Genomic DNA, 12,425 nt, shown 5'->3' on the forward strand with positions numbered 1-12,425 from the left:
TAGGCTTTTCTCTTAATTAAAAAAAAGTACCGAAATTTTAAATAAGGATGTTTTCATTTAAAGAAAATCGGTTTTTCTTTAAATGAGAGCAGAAACGCCCAAATAAATTAATCGGTCGTTGATTCCACAATTAAAGATGATATTCGTTTATTATTAAAATTGCGAGATTTGTGTAAGATCTCGCAATTTCAAGATGTTTTTTTTGAATCCCATGATTTTAAATAAAATTAGTTTATTGCTAGAATTGCGAGATTTGTGTAAGATCTCGCAATTTTAAGATGTTTTTTTTTATAATCACATTATTAAAAACTATATTCGTTTATTGATAGAAAAGCGAGATTTGTGTAAGATCTCGCAATTTTAACAATTAATATGGGAAAGATATGATTGAGCAACCTCCAACATTTAAGCAAAGTGCTAATGCAATGAATCTAATGATTGAATTGCAAAATAATGGGTTATTAAAAAACATTCAGGATAGCTATTTGTATTGGGATAAAGTCAAGTATAAATCTAAAGATTATGAGCCTGAAAAATTATGGAATGCTGTGAAGCTTCATAGATTAATTAACAGCACTTCAGTTAGATTTGGAGGGTATAAGTTTTCTTTTATGCTAACTGATTTTATACAAAGAAGCTTGCATCGTTTTGATATGCATTTTGGCGGTACTTTGAGTAGTAATATCGGGATTGCCGAAACAGACAAGGAAAAATTTATTATTAGCTCATTAATAGAGGAAGCAATTTCAAGTAGTCAAATAGAGGGGGCTAATACTACTCGGAAAAAGGCGAAAGAAATGATCCAAAAGGATCAAAAACCTAAAAGTAAAGATGAACTAATGATTCTGAACAATTTTGTTACAATGCAAGAAATAGCGGAGTGCAAGATGGAAGAAATTACACCTGAAAAAATACTTTTTATCCATCGTTTGATATCTAATAACACTTTAGATAATAAGACGGACGAGGGTAAGTTTAGGGAAAATAACGATATTTTTGTAGTTAATACTGCAAGTAGTGAGACGGTACACACTCCACCTGATTTTACTGAAATTCCTGATTTGATGAATGATCTTTGTTCATTCTTTAATCATGATACAGATGATTTTATTCACCCAATTATTAAAGGTTGTATTATTCATTTTATGTTAGCATGGATTCATCCCTTTGCTGATGGTAACGGTAGAACATCAAGGGCTTTATTTTACTGGTATATGCTGAAAAAAGGCTACTGGATGACAGAATATTTGTCAATTTCACGGATAATTAAGGGGTCGAAAAACCAGTATGAAAAAGCTTTTCTTTATACAGAGTCAGACGGAAATGATTTGAGTTATTTTATAACATACCACATAAGGACTATGGAAAAAGCCATAGATGCTTTAAAAATATACATTAACCGAAAGCAAAAAGAGGTCTCCCAAGCTTCGAAATTTTTAAAAATACCGTCTGTTAATGATAGAATGGCTCAAATATTGAAAATCATTTATGATGATTCAGATAGAGTTCTTAATACTAAGGAAATAGAATCGAGATTTAGTATTTCCAATTACACGGCTAGGGCTGACCTAAGAAATCTTGTTGAATTAGGGTTTCTTGAGATTATTCAAGTCAATAAAAAGAAGCAAAACTTTATAAAGTCAACAAGCTTTGACAAAATAATGAAAACTCATAATTTATAAAAAATAAAAGACAGCGTGTAAGTTGTCTTTTGTTAATATTGCGAGATTTGTTTAAAATCTCGCAATATTTATTTTGTCTGTTATATATTTATTTTGTAAGCTTAGCCAGTAATCAGAATCAATGCCTAACACTTTCTCAAACTTGTTGGCTAATTTTTTATTAATCATCTCTTTTCCTGTTATAATTCTATTAAGTTGGGACTTTTTAATATTAATAAGCTTTGCGAATTCCTCGATTGAAATATTATTAGCTATCAATTCATCCTGTAGTACTTCACCCGCATGCGTTGGAATAAATGGTGTTAGTTCATCAATTGTTTTCATCGTTTTTGTTATAAGATTGTCTCATGAATAATATTTACTTAGCATGAAATGTGATTACATATTGCTATTATTCATGAATTACGATAATTAGTATTCAGCTATAATTTTGTTTCTTCTATCAAATAACCATCAAATAAGGAAAGTCATTGTTTATAGATGTTTAAGGCTTTTTGAAAATTGTTTATTGAACAACCATCAAATAGAACTAGACACAATAAGGGGTACACCTATTTTTTTTCGATTATCAAAAGAAGAGTTAATATTCTTGCTAGTTTAGTTTGTTGGGTTTATTCTTTTTGTCTATTATTTGGGTTGGTGTTTTGGTCACCTCATGAATAAGGTGACCAGATATAAAAGTTAATGTTTTAAAGGGTTTGTGCCTTGTTAAAAAAGTCTTGATTGATAAGTTAAATTAAATGGCCTTGCCTGTAAAAAATGGATGTTGTGCCATTCTATCAGCTTGTTGTTCTTTGGTTACTTTGATGTATTTCATAAATGAGCTTTCGGTAGTGTGTGTACTAATTGCCATTATGTCGATAACTGGAACACCAGCCAGATAAGCATTTGTACAGAAACTACGCCTTGCTGTGTGGGTTTTAATAAGCATATATTTTGGTACGTGTTTACTCACTTTTAAGCCACCTTTAGATTTGCTAGAGGTTTCTATATCGTCAAGCTCTGCAAGTTCGCCTACGGCCTTAATTTTATAGTTAATCGTTTGGTCAGGTAGCGTTTTTGGAGGTTTTCCACCGTTCTTTTCTAATATCTCTACAACAATGGGATGCAAAGGAATAATTACTTTCTGTCCTGTTTTTTTAGTATCAACTTTTAGCCTGTAACCATCAATCCGTTTTATAATGTTTTCGGGTTTTAAATCGTTAAAATCAGAAACCCGTAAACCGGTAAAAGCACCAATCAAAAATAAATCTCTCGCTCTTTCATGTTGCGGTTTTGCAGATAAATCAAGCTGATACATTTTCTTTAGCTCGTTAATCGTTAGGTAAATATTATCTACTTCTTCTTTAAGAACGACAAAACGTTTGCTTTTAAATGCTATGTTGTTGGTTAATTCTTGCTCAACAGCTTCACCCATAAACATTTTTAGATTTTTTATATGTTTGCCTGTGTTGTTGGTAGCATAGTTTTTAGTATTGCACCAAGCAATAAAATCATAATAGAAATCGAGTGTAATAACATCAAATGAAAGACGATATTTTGCCGTTTCAAATAGTTCTAAAACTGCCTTTGTTCCCTTTAAACTTTTGATTGTTCCTTTAGTTATTGGTCTTCCGGTACTGGGATTTATCTTGCCCTCATAGCTTAGGATCAATTTGTCGATAAAACCAAAAAAGCTTTTCTCCTGTTCGTTAACTGGGGCAAAATAATCATCAAGGAATTTCTTTAAGCTGAACTTTGATAATGGTAAGCCATCTACTATGCATCCATCAACGAAAGCAGATACTTTATTTTCAAGATTATTAAGCAAAGTGTTTATTGCAACCTTGTTTTTTGCGGCAGCTACATTTCGCACTCTTTGGGTTTCGGTTTTCCAATGGGAAGGATGAACTTTTACACCAAGCGGATAAACCAATTTTTCTGTTTTAAGGCGATAGATTAAATGTATTGGGGTTTCAGTATCGCTTTTGGGAGACCTTAAAGAAAATCGAACATTTGACATTTGTGAATGTATTTATTAGACTTTGTAAATATAAGGTATTTATATTGTGTTGCCGGTTTTGTTGCCGGTTTTTCTTAATTGAATCTTATTTTGATTTATTTACATTAATCTGGGTGGTGTTCTGTAAGTGTTGTAATTGTTAGGTTTGAGGTGTTTTATTGTTGGTAAATAATGGTTTGTGAAAACATTAAATTAGGTATTTTCGAGTCCGCCAGAGACCTCTATAAAAACGCTTAGCTTGCTGAAAGTTAAGCGTTTTGTTTTTCACACCTGACGCTTTATTAATTTTGCTCTTGTATTAGATATTTTAGAAGAAAATAATAATCTAAATAGTACAGGGAATCTATTCAATTTCTCTTTTTAAATAGGAGATCATAGGATTCTTTTCATTTACCAGAATAGGATAGCTTTTCCCTTTAGCGTAGATATTTGCATTTTCAACGTACAATTCTCTTTTGTAATTTTCACCTAAGAATTGATAGGTAAACAAAACACTATTAGGTTCAGAGTTGGCATCTGTTTTTTGAATTTTCCCCAAAGTCTCTTTGAAGTACTTAGTATCTGAAAGAATAGGAGAGGTCAAATCTATTTGTATGATTTCAGGTTTACTCTTTGCATATATTCCTTTGAAATATTCACCTTTTTTAAATCTGATTGTATTTTGGTTATGAGTTTTGTATGACTTACCTGAGACAGTATATTCAAAAATATTTCCTGATAAATGAGTATGCCAATGTCTTGTAACCTGACATGTAACAATTTTCGAATCTGTTGCTAATAGAAAGTTTTTTTCTTTTTTTGTTGAAACTATGTAATCGACAAAAAAATATCCTATGAGCAACATAATAAATAAAAAAACATAGACTATTTTCTTCTCTGTTTTTCCCAGATTGTCTGGCTTAATGAATTTTTTCTTTTTCATCCTATGGAAAATAACTTGTTGCAGATTTATTATGGATATTTGTTAAAGACATATTTCATTTTCTTCCCATTCCTGAGCAGATAAAATTTCAACGAATTGGCATCCTTGAAAATGGAATCACCTTTTTGTATCTTCTCATAGAAAGATATATTTTCCTCCCGTATTACATAGAACTCTTTCAAACTATCACTCCCCTGAACTATGATTACTCTGGTCGCATGATTATTGTAATCTATCCAAGTACTTTCAACGACACCATTTAAATTTAAAGGAATAAGAACTCTTTTTTGATAGGATTGACAGCCTAACAATATCAAAATACAAATGATACAATAGAATACTCTTTTTCTCATGCTAAGTCATTTTTAATTTCAAAATTATAGTGCAAACATGTAGATCGTATTTTTAAAAAGTAAATAAAATTAAGAAAAGTAAAATACAAGAAAGTCACATTGATAATCTGAACTGCACCCCAAAAGTTAGACACAACATTTGGGGTGCAGTTCAAAAGCCCGTTGGGGTTCTTTTTATTCATAATACGACACTGTTTCTCAAACAGTAAATTATTATTTATAAAGATACTATTCTGCAAGTACCTTAATCGAGAGTCCTGCAATTTCTGATATGGCTGGAAAAACGAGAGTGATAAGCTACGGCGGATCTTAGTTATGAAAATGCGAAAGCCTGCTAAAGAGTAAATGTGAGAGATAATTAGTTTCATTTGTGAAGTTCACGGATAGGGATTCTAACATCATAGATATTTCACTTTAAAATCCTCATTCTTTTGTAAATTGGTAAGAAGATTCATGAGCCATGACTTTAGAGAATAATACCAAGAAATGCTTCATTTTTCGCTTTTATGCAGAGTTGAATGATTTCCTTCCTGAACACAGGAAGCAAAAGTCTTTTGTGGAATACTTCAAAACTCCTATCACTCTTAATGATGTATTGGTTTCGCTGGGAATTCCTTTTTCGGAAGTTGATCTTGTTTTGGTAAATGGCATTTCGGTACAAATGAATCACAAACTAAAAGAGAATGACCGGATTGCTGTTTATCCCAAATTTGAGAGTCTGGATATTACTTCAGTAACAAACTTGAGGGAGAAACCCTTGCGGGACACTAAATTTATTTTGGATTGCCATTTGGGTAAGTTGGCCAAATACTTGCGCATGTTAGGCTTCGATTCATTCTATCAAAATCAGATAGGCGATGAGGAGATTATTGAGATTGCAGCCAAAGAGGGGAGAGTTATTCTTACCCGCGATAAGTTGTTGTTAAAATCGATTAAAATTACACATGGCTATTTTGTGCGTGCAATTACAAAACATGAACAACTGAAAGAGGTGGTTCGAAAGTTCGACTTGTACAAGCAGTTTGAATCCTTTACCCGCTGCATGAGTTGCAACGAAAAACTAAAGACCATTGATAAAGCGTCAATCATTGGTCGAATTGGGCCTGATATTGCCCGAATATTCAATCAATTCTACCACTGCCCAAATTGTGACAAAATTTACTGGAAAGGATCGCATTTTAAGAGGATGGAAGGCTTTATCAGGGAACTGGTGAAAGAATAGAACAAAGACTTATTGTCTAACGTAAGCCCATTTGTGAAGTGAATGGAGGAGTTATGTTTTATTTAAAAATGAATTGTGAATTAAGCTTAAATCATGTTTTTAACAAACTTTAAGTCTCTGCTTTATCATATTTTGATTTTAAGATGATTGATAGTGGCTTATTTTTTTATATTTGTTAGACCTAATGTTGATAATATCTAAATTGATATTTCATCGACACGATAAACATTTAATTTAAAATTTAAGCATATGTTCTTTTTTAAAAATAACGATAACGGCCCTAAAACAAGTTACACAGCTACTGAGTTAATGAACGAGATGGAGAAGCGAAATGATATTTTGCTGATTGATGTTCGTGAGCCTCATGAATTGGCGAAAGATGGGATTAAAAATGCCATGCACATTCCCGTAAATCAAATACCCGATAAGCTTCCTCTTTTGCCAAAGGATAAGGACATGGTGATTTTTTGTCATGTAGGGTTTAGAAGCAAGCAAGTAAGAAATTACCTGCATAAATTGGGCTATCACAGAGCTTCGCATTTAAAAGGCGGATTGAACAGTTGGAATAAAGAGCTGAAACAGAAAGTCAGTCAACTTACTGATATTGAATAGTTTGCAGATATAAAATAGAAAAGGCTCAATAATTTAGGTTATTGAGTTTTTTTTTGTTCTTAGTGAATTCCGTAGTTTACCTTTGTGGGTATCCTATACAAATCGTTCCCGCTTTTGCATGTTAATTAAACTCCATAAAATTGATATGACCGAACCAATTACCAGCATCATTCGGTTTTGAGAAAGCACGTTTTGCCATATGCTGTAACTCATATCTCCAGGAACATTAAATGGGTTTAGGAAAATATTCCATTTGCTTGATCCGAGAGGTTCTGCAAGGATTAAAAAGACGAGGCCGATAATTACCATAACAACCGCAGCTCCACTCGCATTTTTGAGTAGAGTGGCCAGCAGAAATGCCAGACTGGCTAAGAACAGCAGACAATACATCAGTTGGTAAACCATATAAAAAACGGATATACGGATAATTGCAAATACCGTTATCCACGACATCAAACACATCATTAAGAGCAAAAGTAATACGCTAAGTGCAAAACGTATCAAGTACACTTTATATCTGTAATTGGGTATTCCAAATAGGATTTCGAGCATTCGGGTATCTTTATCGCTTTGTATGTTGTAGATAACAGGGTAGAATAAGATCAGGATTCCCGGAAATATCAAACTTCCATAAATATCTGCTTCATCGGGACTCGAATCAGTAAACAACATGATACCGGTTACCATCAGGAAAAAGGCGAAAGCTGCAATCAGAAAATAGATAAATTTATTCGCAAATATAATCTTGATGTTGTAGCGAATAAAATTGGCTGTGAGTATCAGTTTTTCTTTCATATGATTATTGTTTTTTACCGTAAAGTGCACCTTCTATTTTCTTTGTGATCTTCGTGGTTAAATCTTTTTTATTTATTCCTTCATTTCCCTTTTGGGTTAATCCCTTTCTTCCTTTTCGTTCAGCAAACACAAATAAGCATCTTCTAAATTTGCTTTTGTATTTACAGCTCCGTAACCCGGATTTTCATCGGCCAAACAGCGAACCCGAATCTGATCTTTGTCGCGCATGTGATGAATAATAACATGTTTGGTTTTTAAATCTTCAAACTCTTCGGTTGATACCGTCAGCATCCACACTTTTTTGTCGGCGATGCCTGCCATGTGAATCGGTTCACCCAAGTATTTTAGTTCTCCTTTTTTCATCACAGCAACCCGGTTACACGAACTGGCTACATCTTCGATAATGTGGGTTGAGAAAATCACGATTCTGTCCTGACTTAGTTCTACCAACAAGTTTCTGAATCGAATTCGCTCGCGTGGATCAAGTCCGGCTGTAGGCTCATCAACCACCAAAATTCTTGGTAGGTGAAGAAGAATCTGAGCAATGCCGATTCGTTGTTTCATGCCTCCCGAAAAGGAACCGATCTTATTGTCTTTCTGATCGATCATATGAACAGCTTTAAGAACATATTCCACACGTTCCATTCGTTCGGTATTGTTAGTTAGTTTTTTCAGAATTCCCATGTAGTTCAGGAAATCCCATGCGCTCATGTTTTCGTACATGCCGAATTCCTGAGGAAGATAACCGATTAATCCCTGCAGTTCTTCACGCTTTTCGCGAACATCTATGCCGTTAATGGTTATTTGCCCGTAACTTTGTTCCAGAATTCCGCAAATAATTCTCATCAGGGTTGATTTGCCGGCACCATTGGGTCCCAGCAATCCGAACATCCCGTTTTTAATATCAAAGGAAACACTTTTAACGGCTTTAAACGGAACTTTCTTTTTCCCGATTATTGGGATGATTAAAACAAATCGGTAGAAGAATTTGCGGATGCTGCTAAATCGGCCTTTCACCCGGTTGATGTTTATTTTTTCATGATAAATTTTATCAGAAGACACTTTGATCAGTAAAGCCAAATACCAGAAAAAGGCCAAAGGAGCAATGAGTCCGATTAGTTCGTATTGCTGATAAAAATATACGAACACAGGTACCGGGAACAACCAGTATATGATTTTATGCAGTGCATAAATAAATCGGGGCATCCATTTTTTACTGCTTTCTTTTTTTAGATGATTACGGTATTCCATAACGGGAGCCATAAAATTCAAAATCAGAATTTGGAATAGTATGGACAAGCCAAGTAACCAGTATTTGTTTTCGAGATGGATGTAAATGAAAAAGAACAGGAAAGCAAGCAAAGGCAATTGCCAGATTAAGGTCACAAAATCTCGGATAGATGAATAGGATTCCTTTAAACCCAATCGCTCTCTAATTTTAAGTCCCGATTTCCATTCCCTGATAAACCGACCATCCCATTCGTAAATTTTTACCAAATTTCTAATTTCGATGTGTAAAGCGTCATCAGGAGCAATTAGCTTTTCGTTGGCTTTTCTTAAGCTGGCCTGAATAAAATAGATGCATGCCGGTACCGATAACAGCAAAATCAGGAATGTGATGATCTGCCAAATTTTGCTGTCTACTTCCATGTAAATGAAGTAGGTTCCTATCATCCAAATAGCAATTTGAATAGTTTTTACCCAAACAGGCTGATTTTGTATCCAGTTTAAGCTGGTTCGCAATCCGGCATATAGTGTTGGAATAAAAACCAAGGTAAGAATTGTACTGAGGCTTAGCCCGCCAATTACGGTTATGGCGAAAGGAACTCCAATAGTTGTTACATATTCGGCACGACCAAGAGCAAGTGGCATTAAGGCAATAATGGTAGTGATAGCTGTGATCAGGATAGGGCGGATACGTGCCAGGCCGGCCATAATAAGAGCTCTGGATTCTCTGTAGCCGCGTTTCTGCAATACGTTTGAATAATCGATCATGATGATTCCGTTGTTTACAACGATCCCCAGAAGAATAATTAGTCCGGTAAATACATTGGCGTTCATTAGAGAGGTTCCGGTAAGGATCAAGGCAATCAGCGATCCGATTGCAGCCATAGGAATGGAAAACATCATAACAATAGGCATGGTGAACGATTCAAAAACCGATGCCAGAATCATAAATATCAGAATGATGGCCATCAGAAACAGAAAGCCAAATTCAGCCAGATTGTCTTCTTCATGAACAATTTCCAGTGCTATTCCTGATGGAATATTCATTCGTTCAACCAGTTCATCAACTTCTACCCTCGATGCAGTTAAGAGGTCTTTCTCATCGTTCACTTCATCAATAAACTGATATTCAACTTCGAGTTGTTTTTCCTGATTCGTTCTTTTGATCGTTGATAATCCGTCGGTGAAATTTAGATTGCTGATGTTTTGCAATTCGAATTCAGCGCCTTGTGTACCTCTTACGGTAAGCTTACGCAGATCTTTTGCATCTCTTGTTTGCTGCTCGGTATTGTCACCAAGTGTTTTAATAATAATATCGTACTCTTCGGTGCCTTGTTTGAACTTTACACCACTCGAAAATTCTTTCTGAAAGGAATTTAATTCCGACAATACCGATGTAACAGGAATATCGTATACTGCCATGATTTGTTTGTCTAATTCCATGACCATTTCGGGACGTTTGGCAGGAATTCGAACCGATATATTTTTAATGGAAGTCAATTGATTTAGGTAGTATTCCAAATCTTCCGATACGTCGAGCATCTTATTAAAATCCTGACCTTTAATAATCAGTTTTTCTTTTTGACTGCCCATGCCCAACATTTCCATAAATGGATTGTCGCCGCCAAAACCTCCGCCACCGCCAAAACGACGACCTGTAGCCGGAGGATCCCAGCTGAAAGATGCACGTGGCAAATCATCCAAACGTTCCAGAATATTTTTCTTAATGCCGGGAATGGAAAGGTTTTGCTTCTCGCGATAATCGTCAATTAATGTGATTGTTAAAACAGCTTCTTCTTCATAAACCTGACTGGTGATGTCTTTTTTCTCCTGAACAGAATCAAGTTTTTGCTCTACTTCCCGAATGAATAAATCGGTGTTTTCGAGAGTGGTTCCGCCGGGAAGTGTTACATAAAGATTCAAATCTTTCGTTTCAGTTTCTTCTGTCGAAATCATGCTTAGCCCCAAACTAATCAGTAAGGTGACAAAAAACAGTCCTAAGGCGCCAAGAATAGTTCTTCCCGGATACCGCATACACGATTTCAGCGTTACCAGATAAATCTGCACCAATCGGTTGTGGAGCGAAATGTTTTGGAAATTAACGGCACGGGCGGCATTTTTTCGTTTCAGAAAAGTGTGGGTAATCATGGGAATTAAAAGCAGGGCAACAACGAGCGATACCAGCAAGGTAGAGATGATGGAAACACCAATGTGCTTGCCCAATAATCCGATAAAGAAATTGGATGTAAACAGAAAAGGCAGGAATACGGTGATTGTTGTTAGTGTGGCAGCAAAAATGGATCGCCATACTTCTTTGGTTCCCTGAATAACTGCCGTGTCCGGATCTTTCTTTTGGGCGGCCAGACGGTAAATATTTTCGAGCACCACAATGCTGTTATCGAGAAGCATCCCAATGGCAAGTGCCATCCCCAAAAGGGTGAGTGTGTTGATGCTGATATCGTAAGCATAGAAAAAATTGAACGCTGTGTAAACCGAAATGGGTATTGCCAGTGCAATTGCGGTGACCAAACGAAGGTTTTTCAGGAATATCCAGAGAACGAAAATTGCCAGAAGGCCTCCAATTAATGCCAGTTCAATAATTAAATCGATATTGGTTTTCATGGTTTCGGCAGTGTTGGTTTGCACCACCACAGCAATATCTTTGCTTGCCAGTTCCTGATTGATTTCTTCAATTTTCGCAATTACATTGTCGGCCAGTTCAATGATGTTCGATTGAGAATCGCGGGTTAACTGAAGGGTTACTGCTTCTTTTCCGTTTACACGGCTGTATGAGGTTTCTTCCTTTACTCCAAAACGAATGCTTGCGATATCTTTCAGTTTTATATTGTCTGTGCCTGCTTCTTTAACAACAAGCTCGTTTAATTCTGAGATATCAGTAAATTCGGAGACAATATTCACAAAGTGCATTTTGTTATTTTCAATCACTTTCCCGGCAAAACTTCGCATGTTGCTGTTCTTGCTTAGAACGGAACGAACATCCGACGGACTGATGCCATAACTCTTGCAAACATCATCTCTTAGCAGAATATCAATGGATTTTTCGCGCCCGCCAAAAAGAGCCACATTGGCTATGCCATCGATATTTTTAATTTTATCGACGATTTCATTCTCAGTAATTTGCCGAACCCGGTCAACACCTCCACTTCCACGAACCTGAATATTCATGAACATGTTGTTGAGTTGTTCCATATCGAATTTAAATACCTGAACCCTGAACTCTTTTGGAAGATCTTTTTTCTTTTCTTCTACTTTTTCAGCAAGTTTTAAATAAGCATATTTAAGATTGGTTCCCTGTTCGAATGAAATTTCAATACTTCCTCGTTGCTGTCCGGCAGTAGAGACAATCTTTTCAACGCCTTCCATTCCTCCTGCAATTCCTTCCAGAGGAATGATTGCTTCACTTTCCATATAGCGGGGATCTACTTCTATAGTAGTTCCTACCTCTACAAACAACATAGGAAGCTGTGCATTTGGAATCAGTTCAACCGGCAATTGTTTGTAGGAAAAAAATCCCAACATGCTAAGTCCGGTGAAGAGCATTGCTATTAAAACCTTTCTTTTTATAATGAAGTTCATATAATCTAAGCTT

The 12,425-nt window shown here is 35.4% G+C and carries 9 protein-coding genes; 3 read left to right on the plus strand and 6 right to left on the minus strand.

Going from position 1 to position 12,425, the window contains the following annotated elements:
* Positions 1–383 precede the first annotated feature (383 nt).
* A complete protein-coding gene (locus tag ACKU4N_RS01745) occupies positions 384–1,682 on the plus strand; it encodes a Fic family protein (protein WP_321319873.1) in 1,299 nt (432 codons plus the stop codon).
* 51 nt (positions 1,683–1,733) lie between these two features.
* On the opposite strand, the gene ACKU4N_RS01750 is transcribed toward ACKU4N_RS01745, so the two are convergent.
* The 4 genes from ACKU4N_RS01750 to ACKU4N_RS01765 all read right to left on the minus strand — a co-directional run bounded on the left by ACKU4N_RS01750 (position 1,734) and on the right by ACKU4N_RS01765 (position 4,959).
* The gene (locus tag ACKU4N_RS01750; protein WP_321319874.1) at positions 1,734–2,006 is read right to left on the minus strand and encodes a HigA family addiction module antitoxin; all 273 of its coding nucleotides are present in this window, start codon (positions 2,004–2,006) and stop codon (positions 1,734–1,736) included.
* 412 nt (positions 2,007–2,418) lie between these two features.
* Positions 2,419–3,684 (minus strand): site-specific integrase, encoded by a 1,266-nt coding sequence (locus tag ACKU4N_RS01755; protein WP_321319875.1) that lies wholly within the window; start codon positions 3,682–3,684, stop codon positions 2,419–2,421.
* 343 nt (positions 3,685–4,027) lie between these two features.
* Positions 4,028–4,606, minus strand: a complete 579-nt coding sequence (locus ACKU4N_RS01760; RefSeq protein WP_321319876.1) for a hypothetical protein — start codon at positions 4,604–4,606, stop codon at positions 4,028–4,030.
* Between the two features lie 29 nt (positions 4,607–4,635).
* Entirely contained in the window at positions 4,636–4,959 is a 324-nt protein-coding gene (locus tag ACKU4N_RS01765; RefSeq protein WP_321319877.1) for a hypothetical protein, read from the minus strand.
* 460 nt (positions 4,960–5,419) lie between these two features.
* On the opposite strand from ACKU4N_RS01765, the gene ACKU4N_RS01770 reads away from it, so the two are divergent.
* Together ACKU4N_RS01770 and ACKU4N_RS01775 are read left to right on the plus strand one after the other, a co-directional pair.
* A complete protein-coding gene (locus tag ACKU4N_RS01770; protein WP_321319878.1) occupies positions 5,420–6,181 on the plus strand; it encodes a Mut7-C RNAse domain-containing protein in 762 nt (253 codons plus the stop codon).
* A 249-nt stretch (positions 6,182–6,430) separates the two neighbouring features.
* Positions 6,431–6,793, plus strand: a complete 363-nt coding sequence (locus tag ACKU4N_RS01775; protein ID WP_321319879.1) for a rhodanese-like domain-containing protein — start codon at positions 6,431–6,433, stop codon at positions 6,791–6,793.
* A gap of 93 nt (positions 6,794–6,886) precedes the next feature.
* Here ACKU4N_RS01775 and ACKU4N_RS01780 read toward each other — a convergent pair whose 3' ends face one another.
* Both ACKU4N_RS01780 and ACKU4N_RS01785 read right to left on the minus strand, forming a co-directional pair.
* Positions 6,887–7,588 (minus strand): hypothetical protein, encoded by a 702-nt coding sequence (locus tag ACKU4N_RS01780; RefSeq protein ID WP_321319880.1) that lies wholly within the window; start codon positions 7,586–7,588, stop codon positions 6,887–6,889.
* A gap of 96 nt (positions 7,589–7,684) precedes the next feature.
* The gene (locus tag ACKU4N_RS01785; RefSeq protein WP_321319881.1) at positions 7,685–12,412 is read right to left on the minus strand and encodes an efflux RND transporter permease subunit; all 4,728 of its coding nucleotides are present in this window, start codon (positions 12,410–12,412) and stop codon (positions 7,685–7,687) included.
* Positions 12,413–12,425 lie beyond the last annotated feature (13 nt).

It is taken from the genome of Labilibaculum sp., assembly GCF_963664555.1.
Classification (GTDB): Bacteria; Bacteroidota; Bacteroidia; order Bacteroidales; family Marinifilaceae; genus Labilibaculum.

Bases quoted from the DNA above. Each gene is read 5' to 3' on its own strand.
- ACKU4N_RS01770 (WP_321319878.1), top strand. From the start codon at position 5,420: ATGACTTTAGAGAATAATACCAAGAAATGCTTCATTTTTCGCTTTTAT.
- ACKU4N_RS01760 (WP_321319876.1), bottom strand. From the start codon at position 4,606: ATGAAAAAGAAAAAATTCATTAAGCCAGACAATCTGGGAAAAACAGAG.
- ACKU4N_RS01780 (WP_321319880.1), bottom strand. From the start codon at position 7,588: ATGAAAGAAAAACTGATACTCACAGCCAATTTTATTCGCTACAACATC.
- ACKU4N_RS01745 (WP_321319873.1), top strand. From the start codon at position 384: ATGATTGAGCAACCTCCAACATTTAAGCAAAGTGCTAATGCAATGAAT.
- ACKU4N_RS01750 (WP_321319874.1), bottom strand. From the start codon at position 2,006: ATGAAAACAATTGATGAACTAACACCATTTATTCCAACGCATGCGGGT.
- ACKU4N_RS01775 (WP_321319879.1), top strand. From the start codon at position 6,431: ATGTTCTTTTTTAAAAATAACGATAACGGCCCTAAAACAAGTTACACA.
- ACKU4N_RS01785 (WP_321319881.1), bottom strand. From the start codon at position 12,412: ATGAACTTCATTATAAAAAGAAAGGTTTTAATAGCAATGCTCTTCACC.
- ACKU4N_RS01765 (WP_321319877.1), bottom strand. From the start codon at position 4,959: ATGAGAAAAAGAGTATTCTATTGTATCATTTGTATTTTGATATTGTTA.
- ACKU4N_RS01755 (WP_321319875.1), bottom strand. From the start codon at position 3,684: ATGTCAAATGTTCGATTTTCTTTAAGGTCTCCCAAAAGCGATACTGAA.